The following is a 16403-nucleotide window of genomic DNA, read 5'->3' as shown; positions in this document are numbered from 1 at the left end:
GGCGGTCGCCCTCCGGGACGACCGAGGATCGCAACCTATGGGACGTGACCGTGTCGGAGGCGGGTGTCGAGTGGCGGTCGCCCTCCGGGGCGGCCGAGGATCGCAACGTCATCGGCTCCGACGGAGGCACCCCGAGCGCGACCACGTGGCGGTCGCCCTCCTGGGCGGCCGAGGATCGCAACTTGCGTGCGCGGTCGTACCGGCGGGTGGTGCGCGGGTGGCGGTCGCCCTCCGGGGCGGCCGAGGATCGCAACATCTGGCACCACACCGGGGCCGCCGTCTCCAACGAGTGGCGGTCGACCTTCGGGGCGGCCGAGGATCGCAACTACACGCGGGACTCGATCACCCACACGCGGGGAATGTGGCGGTCGCTCTCCAGGGCGGCCGAGGATCGCAACGACCCACGCCGCCTGCTGGACACCAGCGCCGGTGCCGTGGCGGTCGCCCTCCGGGGCGGCCGAGGATCGCAACACCACGATCATGGCGGCGAACCACAACAGCTACAAGGGCGGCGGTCGCCCTCAGGGGCGACCGAGGGTCGCAACGACGACCTCTCCGACAACGACCGCATCGTGCTGCGCGTGGCGGTCGCCCTCCGGGGCGGCCGAGAATCGCAACGTCGTGCGCATAGGGGAGCGGTCGATCTCCTCCTCGTGGCGGTCGTGCTCCGGGGCGGCCGAGAATCGCAACACCGAGCTGATCACGAAGGCGGACGACGACCCCGAGTGGCGGTCGCCCTCCCGGGCGGCCGAGGATCGCAACGACACGGGCCCCGGCCCGGAGGACCTGGTGGACGGCGGTGGCGGTCGTCCTCCGGGGCGGCCGAGGATCGCAACTACTGGCTGCCCGACGGAGTCAGCGTCGAGTCGCCTGGCGTGGCGGCCGCCCTCCGGGGCGACTGAGAATCGCAACCAAACGTCCGACTCGGCGACCATTGAGGTCGAGCTACTGGCGGTCGCCCTTCCGGGGTGACTGAGGATCGCAACTTCACAAAGACGATCCCTGGCTGGGCCGGGTCGCTGTGGCTGCTGTCCTCCGGGGCGGCCGAGGATCGCAACGGCGGTATCGCCGACTACGTCATCAGCATCGGCACGGGTGGCGGTCGTTCTCCGGGGCAGCCGAGGATCGCAACAAGGCGCTTGGCCTGAACGCCGACGACATGGCGAAGTGGCGGTCGCCCGGGGCGGCCGAGGATCGGAACAAGGTGACGCTGGACCATAACGACGGCGGCAAGTGGGTGGCGGTCGCCCTCCGGGGCGGCCGAGGATCGCAACCCCATGGCCGCGCGCAGCGAACCGGAGAATGCGTCTGGGGCGGTCGCCCTTCGGGGCGGCCGAGGATCGCAACGACGTTTTCGCCAGCCACTGGAGCGACGAAATCGAAGTGGCGGCCGCCCTCCGGGGCGGCCAAGGATCGTAAAGCCCGCAGCTGCTGCTCAGCCCACCACCGCCAACCGGGACGGCTGGCCCGCCCCTCGCCGCTACCGCATGCGATTCCGGTAGCCACCGCTCGCCGAACCGGTCACCGGATCATGCAGTGCCATCATGTTTCTCAGCGTGGGGGCGCGCAGCAGCGGAAGGAATCCTGCCGGTGGGACGCCCCGACAAGGCCGCGCGCGCCGCCATCGCACAGCGGCGAGCGGACGCCATCGACCTGCGCTTGGCCGGCGTGGACTGGCTCACCGTAGGCCGCAAACTCGCCGCCGACCCAGCCGTCAACTCCGACCGGGTCGCCTACCCGCAGGGCTACGGCATCGACCGGTATAACAAGGGCCTCGAACCACCCACCGACGACCAGCTCATTCACGCCGCCTGCAAGGACGTCCGCCAGGCCCTCAAAGAGCGCACCACCGAGCAGGAGGAGAAAGCCGACGAGCTGCGGGCTGTGGAGAACCTGCGCTTGGACCGGCTGTTCTTCGTCGCCTACCGGCAGGCCGTCAGGGACGGCGATCTTCCCGCCATCGACCGCGCCCTGCGGATCATGGAGCGCCGCGCCCGCATGAACGGCCTCGACAAGCCGTCCAAGACGGAGATCGTCACTCCGCCCACCGAGGGCAGCGAGCTGACCGCGGTTGCCCTCGACGAACTCGAAGCCCTGATCGGCATATCCGAGGAGGCCGCGCATGGCTCGGACAACTAGCCCCGACCGCGAAGCAGCCCTGCTGTCCGCCTACCGCAGCAAGCCACCGGCGCAGCGCCGCGCCATCGCCGCGAAGGCCTCCCAAGAGCTGCGCATCCAGCTAGCCCGCATCGAACGCACCCTCGCCATGGACGCCTCGCCCGGTGCGCTCGCCGCAGTCCTCACCGAGCGCCGCGAGATGCAGGCCCGCCACCTCCACCTCATCGACCAGGCGTGGATCGACATGGCCGAGGGCCGCGCCGACCGGGTGATGATCACCATGCCGCCCCGGCACGGCAAATCCCGCCGCGCCTCCCGCTGGGCACCCCTGTGGTACCTGCGCCAGCACCCCGACCGCCGCGTCATGATCGCCTCCTACTCCGGAGACCTCGCCGAGGAGCACTCCCGGTGGATCCGCGACGCCATCGAGACGTGGGGCGACGAGCTCGGCATCCACCTCAACCCGTCCTCCCGGGCGGCGATGCGCTTCGACATCGCAGGCCACCAAGGCGGCCTCGTCGCGGCCGGTATCGGCGGCAGCCTCACCGGCAAGGGCGCCACCATCGCCCTCGTCGACGACCCCGTGCAGGACATGGCCTCCGCCGACTCCCCGAGCATGCGCCGCAAGACGTGGGAGTGGTGGCAGTCCGTCCTGCAGACCCGCCTGGAACCGGACGGGGCGATCTGCGTCATCCAGACCCGCTGGAACGAAGACGACCTCGCCGGCCGCATCCTCGCCGACGCGCAGGCCAACGAGTGGAAGATCATCGACCTGCCCGCGCTCGCCGACAGCGACACCGACCCGCTCGGCCGCAAGCTCGGCGAACCGCTGTGGCCCGAACGCTTCGACGCCGAACACCACGCCACGACCCGCCGCCGCGTCGGCGAACGCGTGTGGGCAGCCCTCTACCAGCAGAAACCGCGGCCGCCGGAGGGCGGCGTGTGGCAGCGGGCATGGATCACCGACCACCGGCTCACCACCGTCGAGTTCGGCGGCCTCGACATGGCCCGCGTCATCGTCGCCGTCGACCCCGCCGGCGGAGAGTCCGCGATCGGCGACGAGACCGGCATCATCGGCCTGGCCCGCGGCTACGACGGCCACCTGTACGTCCTCGAGGATCGCTCCGGCAGCATGGGCGCGAACGACTGGGGCCGCACCGCCTGCTTCCTCGCCCTCGCCCTCAAGGCCGACGCGATCGTGGTCGAGTCGAACTACGGCGGAGACATGGCCCGGCAGGTCCTCTCCCAGGCGTGGGAGCAGCTGCGCCGTGAGGGCTCCACCAACAACGCCCTCATGCCCCGCGTCCTCGAAGTCACCGCCAAGGTCGGCAAGCGCCTGCGGGCCGAACCCATCGCCCAGCTGTACGAGCAGGGCCTGGTCCACCACGTCGGCGCGCACGTCGCCCTGGAGGACCAGATGGTCACCTGGGTCGTCGGCATGGACAGCCCCGACCGCATGGACGCCTGCGTGCACGGCCTGACCGAACTCGCCGACCCCGACCAGCTCGCCGCCGTCGCCGGACACATCCACGACGACCGTCTCGGCGGACGCCGATAACCCCCCGGAAACGGCCCCATAAAGGCCAACGGCCCAGCCGGGCGCCGAAACCGCGCCCGGCTGATAGCCTTCCGGGCCATGTCGATCAGGGGGAAAGCGGCCGTGGCCGCCGGCGTGATCCTGCTGTTGTCCGGCTGCGGCTCAGCGCCCGCGTCGCCCGCCTCGGACCAGGTCAAAGCCTCCGCGCAGGCCCGCGAGACCGCCTCGGTGGAGTCGGGGCGCTACGCCCGGGAGAACCTGCGGTTCATCGGCAAGTCCCCCGACGACGACTCGTGCTTGGACGCGTGGAACAACCTGCTTCCCTCGGAGCAGAAGGGCCTGCTGTACGGCACGTGGATGCACGCCTGCGTTGACCCCGCCACCCCGTAGACGAGCTGGCTCAGTTGTAATCTGCGGGCATCGTTCAGGCTCGGAGGCTGGGGGGACAGCACGTGGGAACGCCGCGCCCTACGGGGGCCGAAGGCAAGGCTCTCCTTGACACGATCTGGTCGTACTTCCTCAAGGACCGTCACTGGCCCACCATCGAGGACGTCGATCAGAAGCTGTACGCGGAGGGCGTGGAGTTCGAGGAGGCCGTACGGCACCTGTGCCCTGCGCTGCTGCGGGGACTTGGTGGTGACGCAGATATCTCGCGGATACCAGGAGGCGAGCACACCCTGGCGCTGACCCTCGGTGGAGCTAGGGGCCGTCCTGGTGCCGCCCCCGCTCTCAGCGCATTCCTCGAGATCGTGCGGACGGCGGCCGCCAGCGAGCGCCAGGCGACTGGCGGGTTCCCAGCGTTGGAGCTCGCGGACATGTACGACTGGATGCACGGCGTAGGGTCCCAGCGGAACGAGGCGGTTCTGTTCGCCGCGGCCACGCTCGCACTATATGAGCCGTGCTTCCTCGGCGGTCGCGCTAGCGCGGATGAGCTGTACTGGGAGCTGCACTTCGACCGGCGCATTCGGCCCTTCGCTAACGTACGGACGTTGGACGAGTACTGGCGAATCCGCGAGCGTGTGGTGGGGCCAGCGCAGGTAGAGGCCGACTACCGGCCATTCACCATCGCAGTCCCGCGGGAGCGCGTCTCTGTGGGCGTGGAGGTAGGGCTGCCAGCCGACTCGGTTCCGGCCGCAGTTCCGCCGGAGACCCTGTCTGTCACCTGCAAGCTGCATCCGCTGATCGAGAATGTCGCTGCGGAGCGGTTCAGTAGCGGCTTCTACTACGACGCGGTCAGGAGCGCGTTTCAGGCAGTCGAGCACCGTGTCGCGACGCTGGTCGGCGTCAACGAGGTCGGCGAGCGACTTATGGGCATCGCCTTCGGCAAGCCCACACCCAAGATCACGGTGACCAGGTCCACGGGTGGCTCGCTGGAGAGCGAGCAGAACGGCATGCAGTTCCTGTTCAAAGGCGCGATGGGCGCACTGCGTAACCCTCGGATGCACGGGCCGGATGAGAAGGACGCCCGCGACGAGGCCGAGGAGATGCTGGTGATCGCCAGCTTCCTCATGCGGCGCCTCGACATTGAGGACGATAAGCGGAAGGCCGCCACTTCGGGTCCGTGATCACGCGCTGCCTCTAAGCTGGCTGCGGGCGCGGGGCCCTGCATGCCTGGAGGGGCAGCCGTGAGGCCCATGCGTGAACTGCTCATCGATGCCTGGTCGTGGCTCAACTACAAGCAGGCAATGGCCCACCCCAGCCGGCCGGGCCACCACCCGTTCCCGGAGCTGAACACGTCGTGGGTGCCGGCGGAGGAGCTGCGCCGCCTGGCCGCCTACAAGTTCTTGGCCGCGTACGACTCCAACCAGGCCGGGCAGCTCGCCTCTGTCACCGGTGACGACCACCACGGTGTGGAGCGGCGTGAGCTCGGCGACCCGTCGAAGCTGATCGACACCACCCTCAGCTACCTGCTCGGGGCGGAGCAGACCATCGTGGTGCCCGGCGCCGAGCACCCCGACCAGGCCGACGAGGAGCCCACCCCGGAAGCGCAGGCCGCGGCCGACCTGCAGGACAGGCTGCGCTCGTGGGCCGAGAAGGAGTTGCTGCCGCTGCGCGTGCAGCAGGCCGAACGCTGCGCGGTGCGCTGCGGGGACGGCGTCTACACCTTGGCGTGGGAGCCGTCCAAGCGGCGGGTGCTGCTGCGCACCTACGACCCCGGCTTCTACTTCCCCGAGTGGGACGAGGGCGAGCAGGACTCCGCCGAGTACCCCTCGCGCGTGCATTTCGCATGGGAGCTGCCCGCCGACCCGGTACGTGGCCTGAAGGCCCGCGTGCGGCGCATCACCTACGAGCTGGCCCCGATCGGTCCCGCCACAGCGCCCGGCACGACCAGCGACGGGCGTGCAATCCGTGAGCAGGTGGCCGGCGCAGACGGCGACCCGGTGCTGACCGTGGGCGACACCCTCGACCCGCTCACCGGCACCGTGACCCGCACCTACCCGTGGGCCCCGGACAAGCCCTCGGCCACGACCTGCTACCTCACCGACGCCGAATGGCTGCTGGAAGACCTCGGCGCAGCGCACGACGTGTTCAGCCTGCCCTCCAGCAAGGCCGCTTACCGGGTGCGCTCGGACGGGCAGGTCCTCGACCGCCTGGACCTGATGGTGGACTTCATTCCGGTGGTCCACGTGCCGAACTCGATCCCGGACGTCGGCGAGCACTGGGGCAAGTCGACGCTGGCGTCCGTGCTGCAGCTGCTGGACGAGCTGCAGGCCACCGACACCGACAGCGCCTCCGCGTCCTCCACCACCGGTACACCGATCGTCGCGTTGGCCGGTGCACGCTTGCCCATCGACCGCGCCACCGGCCAGCCCATGCCCGTACGGGTGGAAGCCGGCACGGTGTGGCAGCTGGCCGACAACGGCCGCATGGACACCCTGGACACCTCCGCGCAGCTCGCCGAACTCCGCTCGCGCATCGACCACCTGCTGGACCGGCTCGCCTCCAACACGCGCCTGACCGCGGCCGGACTCGGCAGCCTCGACCCAGCCAAGCTGCCCAACGGGTACTCGCTGCAGATCGCCCTCGGCCCGCTCGACTCCCTCGTCGGCTCGATGCGGCTGGCCCGCGACCACAAGTACCAGCTGCTGTTGCGCATGGTGCAGCGCCTGCACCAGGCCGGGCAGGAGTGGCCCGCCGGCGAGTCGCTGCCCGCACGCCTGGCGTGGGGCGCACACACGCCCACTGACCGGACCACCGTCCTCAACGACGTCGTGCAGGGCTACGAGGCCGGGGTGTTCTCCCTGGAGACGGCCGTGCGCATGCTGCAGGAAGCGGGCTATCCGATCGACGACATCGCCGGGGAGATCGAGCAGATCCAGAAGCGGGCCTTCGACCAAGCCGCCCGCCTCGCCGACGCGACCGGCGACAACGGTGTGGTGCGCGAATACCTTGGCCTGCCGAAAGCTGACCCCGTGCAGCAGGTGCCGCTCGTCGACCCGACCCAGGTCGGCCAGGCGGCCCCGCAGGACGGCAGCCCTGCCAGCCCACACCCGGCGCAGCCGCAGGCCCCAGCCCAGCTGGCTCCGCCCGGAGCGACCGGCGCGGTCGGCGCTGGAGGCCCTGGCCCGCGTTAACCCTCTCGCCCGGGCATGCCTGCGGCTGTGTGAGGGGAGTCGTCATTACACTCCGTGACGGAATGAAGCCACGAGGGCTGTCGGCGCGCCTTGTGCTGCACAGCGGCGTCCGAGGAGGCACATGCCTACCCGTTCACAGCAACAGCGTGCGGCCGAGAAGCTCGTAGTCCGCTCCCGATCCGGTCCCAAGACAGAACAAGCGGCCTCACCTAAGCAAGGCAGCACAGGACAAGCGGCCTCACCTAAGCGAGGCAGCAGACGGAAGACGCTGATGGACTGGATGGAGGACCACAGCTGGGTGCTTGCGGGTGTCACGGTGGCGGTGCTGGCCGGCGGCGGTCTGGTTGCATTCGTGGTGTCATTGCCAGTCACGGCAAAGCAGACGAAGCAGCCAGCCTACGAGCCCCTCCCCCCATGGGTCTGGCCGACGGTGGTGGCGTTTGTGGGAGCCGTGGCTTCCATCGGCATCTTCTGGGGCGTCTGGATGTTCAAGGAGCGAAAAGAGGCAGCAGAGAAGCAGCGTGACGCCCTCGACACGGCGGTCGAGCGGCTGCGAGAGAAGATGGAGCTGGCCAGCCTCCTCGAAGTCAACCGTCTGCTGCTGGAGAAGTACCACGGGATCGCGACCGACGAGGCCAAGAAGGCCTTCCGCGCCAGCCGCTGGGCCATGGGTATCGGCCTGATGATTCTGGTCGGCGCGTTCTTCGCGGGCTGGCTCTTCAGTGGCCGGGGCCACCTGGTCTTTGTGGGGTCCTTGGCCGCGGTCGGTGCCGCGTTCACCGCCTACCTGACCCGCACGTACATGGAGACCCACTGGTGGGCGATGGATCAACTGAACGAGTACTTCAACCAGCCTGTCCTCAACGGCTACTTCCTCACTGCTCAGCGCATCGCCCTGGACCTGCCAGACCAAGAGAAGAAGAAGGCTCTAAATAGCATCGTGGCGGAGGTGCTGGCGAGCGGCAGGCAGATGCACCAGAAGGTGGCCCGTGTGGAGCCGGCCGACACCAAAGCCCCTAAGCGACGTCGGCGCCCACGTAAGCCACGTCGGCCCTCACGTGCCTCGCAAGCCGATACCTCGAACTCCGCGCAGCAGAGCCAATAGCCGCCCCGTCGCAGGCCGTCTCGACAGCTGCGCCTGTGGCTACACTGATCGACGGCGCGGGGGCGCTGCTGCTGGAGGACTGGATCCGCATGGACAGGCTGCTGCCCGACCCCCGTACGCCCGTCGGTTACCGGCGTGACGGCCGCCCCATCTTCCCCATCCTGGGCGCCGACCCCACCGACCCGTCCAACCAGCAGCTGCCCACCGCCCCGACCGTCGTCCCGGCCATAGCCACGGTGCCGACGCCGGCAGTGGACCAGGAGGCGCTGAACCGGCTGCTGGCCCGCGAGAAGCAGCAGGGCGGCCGCGCAGCGGTGCGTGAACTCGTCGAGCAGCTGGGCTTCGCCAAGGCCGAGGACCTGACGGCGTTCGTGCAGCAGCAGCGCGACGCCAAGGCCGCGGCCCTGTCAGACCTGGAGCGCCGCGAGCAGGCCGCCGCCGAAGCGACCGCCGCAGCAGCAGCACGCGAGGCGCAGGCCGTGGCCCGGGAACGTGCTGCGGCCCGCCGCGCCGTCCTCGTCGGCCTCGGCGCCACCGGCGCGGATCTGGCCGACGCCGAACGGCTCCTGGTCGTCGAGGACGACGCCGACGAGCAGGCCCTCACCGACGCCGCCGAAGCCCTCAAGACGCGCAGGCCCGAGCTGTTCGGCGGTTCCACCGCCCCGCAGCCCGCGGCCGCGCCCGGTGGGTCGCCCGCCGGCGGGCCGCCGCCGCGCGGCGCCAACATGCCCAAGCCCGGCGCGCACGGCGCCGAGATGGCCCGCCAGCGCGGCTTCCTGACCAGCTCCTGAACGTCCCACCGGCGGGTTAAGGCCGGACTCGTGGGGACCACGCCCCCTCTCGTGGACGACGCCACCAGCCGGTGAGCGGACGATCAACCGCTTCGTCGCGTCCACGGGAGGACTCATGACCGTTCAGCCGGTCACTACCACCCAGAACCTGACGGCCGACCGGTCCTGGCTCGCCAGCCTGCACGGCACCGACTCGGTCGACACGATCACCCTCGACATGTCCACCTTCACGTCCGGCACCCACTACGTGCCGTCGACGGACACCAACATCCCCTACTCGCGGGTCCTGTCCGGCATTCCGGTCGGGAAGATCACCGCCAGTGGCCTGTACGGCCTCTACCAGACCGGGGCCACGGACGGCCGGCAGAACCTGGCCGGGTTCATCTTCGCCGAGGTCCTGTTCGCGCCGTCGCAGACGAAGGTCCCGGCCGCGCTGCTGTGGCACGGCTCGGTGAAGACCGCCAAGCTCCCGGTCGCCGTCACGGCGGTCGCCCCGTCCGCCACCTGCCAGATCCGCTTCGTGTAAGGAGGCCCTGTCGATGAGCGTCCAGGACCTGATCAAGGACATCACCACGGCGGACCTGACCACGTTCGCCCGCTACATCCCCTCCCCGGCCGACTTCCTGCTCACGCACACCGTGTTCGCCAAGGTATCCGTGCAGGACGTCATGTGGCGGATCAAGAACACCGGCCGCTACGTCAACGCCGCGAAGTACCGCAGCTTCGACGCGTCCGTGCCGTTCGCGGACCGGCAGGCGTGGCAGACGTCCACGCAGGGCATGCTGCCCGCCCTCGGCCAGAAGCTCCTGGTCGGCGAGGTCGAGCTGCTGCTGCAGGAAGCAGCCCGTGGCCAGGACGCGTCCCGCCTGGAGCAGCTGCTGTACGACGACGTGGAGCGGCACGTCGAGGCGATCAACTCCCGTCTGGAGCTGGCCGCCGGCGACGTCCTCACGGACGGCAAGTTCTCCCTGTCCGGGGAGAACGGCCTCACCCTCGACGTCGACTTCGGCGTCCCGGCGGCGAACATGCCGACCGCGCCGAAGGTGTGGTCCGACCCGACGTCCGACCCGATCGCCGACGAGCTGGGCTGGATCTCCTACCTCGACGGGATCAGCGCGCCCCTGCCCGTGGAGGTGATGACCTCCCGGCGTGTCTACTCCTACCTGGCGGGCAACAACGCCTACCGGGCGGCCTACTACGGCAGCGTGAACCCGTCGACCACGCCGACAGCGTCGCTGACGCCGCAGCAGATCAACGTGGTCCGCGACAACTACAGCCTGCCGCCGATCACCCTCTACAAGGGGCAGGTCCGCGTGGACGGCGTGTCCACGAAGTGCCTGCCCGACGACCGGTGGGTGATGCTGCCGCCGGACCGGGTGAAGTGGGGGCAGACCCTGTACGGCACCACGGCGGAGTCGCTGGTCCTGTCGCGGGGCGGCAACCCGCAGATCACCCGCGAGGACGCTCCCGGCCTGATCATCACCCGTGGCGGGCAGGACGACCCGGTGCAGCTGTGGACCAAGGGCGCGGCCGTGGCCATGCCGATCCTGTACTCCCCGGACTGCCACATCACTGCGAAGGTGCTCTGACATGGGACGACGACTGGCAGCAGCGGTGCACGTCACGCACCCGGAGACGAACGAGCCGCTGATCCTGCAGCCCGGCGACGAGCCGGACGAGACGGTGGCCGCGGTCATCACCAACCCGGCCGCGTGGGAGCCCGACGAAGACGCGGACGGCGAGGACGGCGACGGTGACGCCGGCGCGAAGACCGACACCGAGACGAAGCCCCGCTCCAGGACCCGCAAGCAGGCCGACGAGTAACCCCTGACAGGCCCGGCCCGGCACCCTCTTCCCCACCCGCGGGGGGTGCCGGGCCGTGCCGCTACCCGGAAGGATGCGCCCGTGGACGCTGCAGTCCTGGCCTGGCTCCTGGCGCAGCTCGGCCCCACCACCGACCAGACGGATCTGCAGACCCGCTACACGCGGCTCGGCACCGCGCGCGCCGTCGCCCTGGAGGTCCTGAACGAGCGGCGGGCCACACTGCTGGCCGAGCCCTTGCAGCTGACCGTGAACGGGGTCGCCACCCTCGACCAGTCCGCGAACCTCACCGGCCTGGAGAGGCAGATCGCCTCCGTGCAGGATGCGACCGACGCCCCCGATGAGCCGACCGGCGGGGACACCCTCGTCATCGCGCCGCTCCAGTCCGCGCACCGCCGGCGCCACCACCACTGGCACGGGTGGCGGTAGTGGCCTACGAGTTCCCGCCACTGACACCGGGGGATGCGGCCACCGTGGCGGCGCGCGTCGCCGCGGTGCTGGAGGACGCCTGGCAGCGGCTGGCCGACTACCAGGCCGCCGTGCTCGCCGCGATCGGCGACAACCCCCGCTCCCGGATGGTGGCCGACCGCATCGCCCAGTTCCAGGCCGCCATCGTCGACTTCCGGCAGCGCGTGGACGCCGAAGCACGCGCGTTCGTGGCCCGGCAGCTTCCCTACCTGTACGAGCAGGGGGCGCGGGCCGCAGCCGAAAGGGTCGGCGGGCACTTCTCGTGGACGCTGATCCACACCGAGGCCCTTCAGTCCCTGGCGTCCGACTCGTATGCGGACTTTCTGCGCCGCTCGGAGGAGGAGCAGCGCATGGCCGCCCAGTTCTATCGGGCGGTGCGGGATGCGGCACGCCGTGAGGTGCCGTTGCTGGCCGCCGGCCACACCACCGCCTTGCAGGCGGCGAAGGCCCTCGCGGACCGTCTGGCCGCCGAACACCAGCTGGCCTACGTCATCTACCGGGACGGGGCGCGGATGCCGGTGCGGGCGTGGGCGGAGGCTGCGACGCTGGCGAAGTCGGCCCTGGCTTACAACGCGGGCACCCTCAACCGTGCCCGCGAAGCCGGCGTGCAGTTCATGGAGGTGTTCGACGGCTCCGACTGCGGCTGGACCAGCCACCAGGACACCGACAAGCCCAACGGCACGATCCGCAGCGTGGAGGAGGCAGCGGCGTGGCCCATCTCGCATCCCCGCTGCCGGCGGGCATTCGGACCCCGACCCGACTACGTGCGTGAGGTATAAGTACCTTTTCAGTGGTCAATGGGGGAAGCAGTGTTTGAGATGCCCGTGCTTGGGGCGGTGGGGCCCGCGCAGAGCGAGGAGCTGGTGCACTTCACCAGCAGGGGCAGAGAGCCGGGGCCGGGCGTGCCGCCCGACATTCGGGCCATGACTGCCAGCGAGCGGCTGGACTCGATCCTGCGCGGCGAGGTCCTGCGCTCCTCCCAGCCTTATGGCGCGGAACGCGCCTGCCTGTGCTTCTCGGAGAGCCCACCCGACCATCTCGCCCACCTGATCGCTGACCGGCAGTTCGAGCCATATGGGATCGTGGTCACGCGGGAAGGCGTCCTTGACGCCGGCGGCGGAGCGGTCGCTTACGTGCCGGAGGACACCTACAGCCTGTTCCGCGCGGCCGGGTTGGAACACTGGGCGGTGCGGACCGGCACCGACTCGACCTGGATGCACGAACGGGAGTGGCGGGTGCCCGTGCCCGACGGGCCTCAGACCGTCGGTATGCAGTTGGGCAGCCTCAGGGCCGTCCTCGTCGGCGACCCGGCCTGGCGCCCGTCCCGGATCGGCACGGGCACGTGGATCCACATGCAGGAAGGGACGCCGTGCCATGGGTGCGGGGACCCGTTCTGTGAGGAATACACGGTGCTGCCGCGTCTGTGGCTGGAGTCCGAGATCTGGGTGTGGGACGAGGCCGCAAGAGGGGTGACGCGGTACCCGCCGGGGACGCTGACCTAGTCTCGCCTGGCGCCCTCGGGCCAGACGATCTGCACGGGCACCCCGAGACGGCGGGCGTAGGCGACGACGTCGGCGGTACCGCCGTAGCCACGGGCCGGTTGCCCGTCCCATACGGCGATCAGTCTGTCGGCGAGGCCCACCAGGATCTCGCTGCCCGCCTGATGTGCCTGCGATGTCGATTCGCGCAGCCCCGTGTGGTGGACGTCGGCGGCACGGTCTATCAGCTCGTCGTACACCGGGTGGTGCCAGTCGGGCAGGCTCGCCCGGTAGTGGACGGCGGGTACGACCACCTCAAGTCGGCCGCCGTGCGCCAGGACGGCTTCGGCGAACCACGCGTCGGGGCCGTCGGCGATGCAGCTGATGCCCACCAGGTCCTTGGGGTCGCAGTCGGCGACGACCTTGGCGAGCTGGTCGCGGACTTGGGCTTCTACCTCGGATGACAGTCCTCGGTGGCCTGTGATGCCCAGGCGCATGGCTGGTTCCCTCCTTACAGGTAGGCGTCGTGCAGCAGGCTGTCGAAGTCGCGGACGATACCGGGCGGTGTCGGCGAGGTGTAGGTGCGGCGGAAGGCGCGGGCGCGTTCGACAACACGCCCAGACCGTAGGCGCATTCCGTCCTGGAGGGCGCGGGTGGCCAGCGCGAAGCCGGAGTCGAGGCGGCCGGTTGCCAGGTGGCTGCTGGCGACGTCGAGGGTGAGCAGAGCCTGCTGCTTCTCGTGTCCGGACGACAGGGCGGTGGTGATGTCCTTCGTGGACGCCAACCAGCGTGGCCTGCCGAGGCGGGCGCCGCACACCACCCGGCAGGACGCCACCTTCCGCTCGTCGAAGGAGAACACCCACGGCCACGGGGGCGGGTCTTCACGGGACACGCGTGCGGTGTTCTGCTCGCAGGTGCGCAACGCTCGCTCGGTTGCGCGGTCATCACCGGCGGTGGCGTGCGCGACCGCTTCGATGGACGCGAGCCACGCCGCGGCGATGGCGGGGAGGTCGGCGCCGAGCTGGCGGCGTGCACGGGTGATGAGGCGCAGCCCTTCAGCGGTGTTGCCCGCCTCCACCTCGAACTGGGCGAGGCTGCCCGTCTGGTAGGCGGACAGCAGCGGATCCCCCGCGGTCCGGGCGGCCTTGATCGCTGAGCCGTACCAGGTGCGGGCCGAGCCGTGGTCTGCCATGTCCCAGGCAAGCCAGCCAACCAGGGAAGCTGCCTCGGAGCCGACGGCGGCCATGCGGGCCTTGTGGGAGGCGTCCGGTGCCTGCGAGGCGACACGCTGGATGAGCCGCACGTGGGATTGCGTGGCTTCTGTGAGGTCGCGTGAGGCGACTGTGGCGTCCAGGCGGCGGAACGCGGTGGTGGCCACGCGTAGTGCGGCTGCCTGACCGCTGTCCCACTCGGGGCGTGCCAGCGGTTGGGGGGTTATGGCTGGAGTCGCGGCGATAGCGGCGACACCGGCAAGGAATTCGCGGCGTTCCACCGTGCTGTTTCCGTTCCGGTCGTGGTCGGCGAGGCCGACCAGGTTCGGAGGGATACCGAGGTGGCTGGCTGCGCTCGCCAGGAGAGTCATGTTGTACGTGCCGACGCCACGGTCTTCGAGGCGGGACATGGCGGACTGGGACAGGCCGCAGGCTTCTCCGAGCTGCCGCTGCGTCAGGCCGACTGCCTTGCGCGCCTGTCTGATGACACGCCCATAGTCGCCATCGCGTGCAGCGTCTCGTAAGGCCTTGTTCTGGGACCAATCCATCCTCTTCCCCTCCCACGCTACGTACCGCGTCCCAGGATGTACCCGCTTCGTATGCACGGTGCGCATAAACGTATGCGCGGGTCGCATCGACGATGGCCAGCTCCTCCGAGTTGCCGGTTTCCTACAGACAGTGCCCGACAGAGTGTCAGGTCGGGGCTGACCTCTTGGAATTCCCGATCGGGGCGTCGAGACCCCATGGAGGGGAGCTGCGCTGTGAACCACAACACCGGCCGTGGCCCAGGGAGCAGCATGCATGCCGCCGGCGGGCGCCAAGCCCCTCTGGTCCCGCTGCACACGCTGCATAGCGAGGACCGGCAGCGAAGAGCCGCCGCCGAGGCGTGGCTGTACCGGGCGGCCACCTCCCGCCAGGTCGCGGGTGTGGAGTGGGCGGACCAGGGCATCGCCTTGCTGACTGCGGGCATCGTGTGGGACGCCGTACGCCTGCCGTACGGCCCTCTGGGCGCGGACCTGGAACGTGATGCCGACCCGGATCAGCTGGGCCGCCGACTGCACGAGCTGCAGGTGGCCGGCCCGGTGTTCTGCGACCCCTACAGGCCGTTCCTGTACTTCCTGGTGCCGCCCGGCACCGAGCAGGAGTGGCCGCGCTCCCTCGACCGACTCGGGGTGGCGTGCCTGGGCGGTACCCGTCCGTACGTCCATCACGTGGGAGTGCCCCGCCTGGACCGGATCTCCCCACCTGGCCCTTACTGGCTCAGCGTTCCGGACGGCACCGGCCAACTCGTTGACCCCCGGCACCTCTACCAGGTGCTGCAGGCCCGGGCGGATGATGCTGCGAGACCGGACGGCCCGGCGACTGGGCGGCGAGTGATCGCGTGAGTGGCCGCGATCCGTTAGGCACCGCCCTGGGCGCCTTATGGGCGGTCGGGCACATCGCCGTCATGACTCTCCTCGGCGTCACGGTCTTCGAGCACGCCGGGGGGCACGCCGCGACGGCCGCTGTGCCGGATATGCCGCTTACCCAGCCGGACCCGCCGCTTTCACCGGATGCCACGTAGACCGGCGCCGGCCGTGCGTGGACACCCCCTGCCGCGCACGGTCGGCGCCTTCCAACTGCCCGCCCTCGACCGCGAGAGAGACATGACCGGACCGCACCTGCTGAGATTCAAGGGCCACCCCGTCCCGTACATCGCCGCCTGGAGCAGTGAGACCGTGCCGCTGCCGCAGGTGTACGCCGCGCCGGACGGTCTTGGCCTGGTCGGGCATGCCCGCGACACCGACGGCGTGTTGTGGAAGCCGTTCGGGCTGCGCCTCGGTATGGGCCGCCCCGAGTACGGCACTGTGCACGGTCCGCGGCAGCGGCGGTGCATGCGCAGGCTGCTGTGCCAGGTGTGCGGGCAGCCTGCAGACCGTGACGAGCAGGGCGTGCTGTGGCTGTTGGAGGACGACCGCGACGAGGACTGGTGGCCTGAGGACCAGGTGACGACGCACCCGCCGGTGTGCCGTCCGTGCGCGGGCCTGGCCGCCCGGATGTGCCCGCACCTGCAGGGGAAGGTCGTGGCCGTGCGCGTCGGCCGTCCCATCGTCGATGCCGTGTGGGGGCAGCTGTACTTCCCTGAGAGGTCGATGCCGATCCCTGGGAAACGGGACGTCGTCCGGATGAGCGACCCCGCTGTGCGGTGGATGCTCGGCGGCCAGCTCGCCGCGTCGCTGCTGGACGCGCGGGTCGTGGACCTGCCCGAGCTGCGTGCTGGGGTTCCGGCCTGATGCCCCGGCCCGGTGGGGTACGCCCC

At 70.3% G+C, this 16403-nt stretch carries 17 protein-coding genes; 15 read left to right on the top strand and 2 right to left on the bottom strand.

What is annotated here, in order from left to right; all coding sequences use genetic code 11:
- Positions 1-1590 precede the first annotated feature (1590 nt).
- The 13 genes from IE318_RS19505 to IE318_RS19445 all read left to right on the top strand — a co-directional run bounded on the left by IE318_RS19505 (position 1591) and on the right by IE318_RS19445 (position 12917).
- Positions 1591-2139 carry a hypothetical protein gene (locus IE318_RS19505; protein ID WP_189902056.1) on the top strand — a complete coding sequence of 183 codons (549 nt, stop codon included), beginning with the start codon at positions 1591-1593 and terminating at the stop codon, positions 2137-2139.
- Positions 2123-3676: a terminase large subunit domain-containing protein gene (locus tag IE318_RS19500; RefSeq protein WP_189902055.1), complete on the top strand. Its 1554-nt coding sequence runs from the start codon at positions 2123-2125 to the stop codon at positions 3674-3676. The genes IE318_RS19505 and IE318_RS19500 overlap by 17 nt, the downstream gene beginning before the upstream one ends.
- A gap of 78 nt (positions 3677-3754) precedes the next feature.
- On the top strand, positions 3755-4045 hold the full coding sequence (locus IE318_RS19495) for a hypothetical protein (RefSeq protein WP_189902053.1): 291 nt from the start codon (positions 3755-3757) through the stop codon (positions 4043-4045).
- A gap of 62 nt (positions 4046-4107) precedes the next feature.
- The gene (locus tag IE318_RS19490) at positions 4108-5220 is read left to right on the top strand and encodes a TIGR02391 family protein (protein ID WP_229903604.1); all 1113 of its coding nucleotides are present in this window, start codon (positions 4108-4110) and stop codon (positions 5218-5220) included.
- A gap of 60 nt (positions 5221-5280) precedes the next feature.
- Positions 5281-7230, top strand: coding sequence for a hypothetical protein (locus tag IE318_RS19485; RefSeq protein ID WP_194717498.1), 1950 nt, complete (start codon positions 5281-5283; stop codon positions 7228-7230).
- 271 nt (positions 7231-7501) lie between these two features.
- Positions 7502-8335, top strand: a complete 834-nt coding sequence (locus IE318_RS19480) for a hypothetical protein (RefSeq protein ID WP_189902049.1) — start codon at positions 7502-7504, stop codon at positions 8333-8335.
- Positions 8336-8370: 35 nt separating this feature from the next.
- Entirely contained in the window at positions 8371-9126 is a 756-nt protein-coding gene (locus tag IE318_RS19475) for a hypothetical protein (protein WP_189902047.1), read from the top strand.
- Between the two features lie 115 nt (positions 9127-9241).
- Positions 9242-9652: a head decoration protein gene (locus IE318_RS19470; protein WP_189902045.1), complete on the top strand. Its 411-nt coding sequence runs from the start codon at positions 9242-9244 to the stop codon at positions 9650-9652.
- Between the two features lie 13 nt (positions 9653-9665).
- Complete coding sequence (locus IE318_RS19465; protein WP_189902043.1) at positions 9666-10715, top strand: major capsid protein; 1050 nt, start codon at positions 9666-9668, stop codon at positions 10713-10715.
- 1 nt (position 10716) lies between these two features.
- On the top strand, positions 10717-10950 hold the full coding sequence (locus IE318_RS19460; RefSeq protein ID WP_189902041.1) for a hypothetical protein: 234 nt from the start codon (positions 10717-10719) through the stop codon (positions 10948-10950).
- 81 nt (positions 10951-11031) lie between these two features.
- Positions 11032-11376 carry a hypothetical protein gene (locus IE318_RS19455; RefSeq protein WP_189902039.1) on the top strand — a complete coding sequence of 115 codons (345 nt, stop codon included), beginning with the start codon at positions 11032-11034 and terminating at the stop codon, positions 11374-11376.
- The gene (locus tag IE318_RS19450) at positions 11367-12194 is read left to right on the top strand and encodes a hypothetical protein (RefSeq protein ID WP_229903603.1); all 828 of its coding nucleotides are present in this window, start codon (positions 11367-11369) and stop codon (positions 12192-12194) included. Before IE318_RS19455 ends, IE318_RS19450 begins: the two co-directional genes overlap by 10 nt.
- Before the next feature lie 144 nt (positions 12195-12338).
- Complete coding sequence (locus IE318_RS19445) at positions 12339-12917, top strand: hypothetical protein (RefSeq protein WP_189902037.1); 579 nt, start codon at positions 12339-12341, stop codon at positions 12915-12917.
- On the opposite strand, the gene IE318_RS19440 is transcribed toward IE318_RS19445, so the two are convergent.
- Positions 12914-13390, bottom strand: a complete 477-nt coding sequence (locus IE318_RS19440; protein WP_189902035.1) for a hypothetical protein — start codon at positions 13388-13390, stop codon at positions 12914-12916. The genes IE318_RS19445 and IE318_RS19440 overlap by 4 nt on opposite strands.
- Before the next feature lie 14 nt (positions 13391-13404).
- Positions 13405-14652, bottom strand: a complete 1248-nt coding sequence (locus tag IE318_RS19435; RefSeq protein WP_189902034.1) for a helix-turn-helix domain-containing protein — start codon at positions 14650-14652, stop codon at positions 13405-13407.
- 249 nt (positions 14653-14901) lie between these two features.
- On the opposite strand from IE318_RS19435, the gene IE318_RS19430 reads away from it, so the two are divergent.
- Positions 14902-15489, top strand: a complete 588-nt coding sequence (locus tag IE318_RS19430) for a hypothetical protein (RefSeq protein WP_189902032.1) — start codon at positions 14902-14904, stop codon at positions 15487-15489.
- Positions 15490-15681: 192 nt separating this feature from the next.
- Complete coding sequence (locus tag IE318_RS19425; protein WP_229903602.1) at positions 15682-16377, top strand: hypothetical protein; 696 nt, start codon at positions 15682-15684, stop codon at positions 16375-16377.
- Positions 16378-16403 lie beyond the last annotated feature (26 nt).

Source organism: Streptomyces spiralis, assembly GCF_014654675.1.
GTDB classification, from domain to species: domain Bacteria; phylum Actinomycetota; class Actinomycetes; order Streptomycetales; family Streptomycetaceae; genus Streptomyces; species Streptomyces spiralis.
Note: the sequence above shows the minus strand (reverse complement) of the source record. Positions and strands in the feature narration are given on the sequence as shown.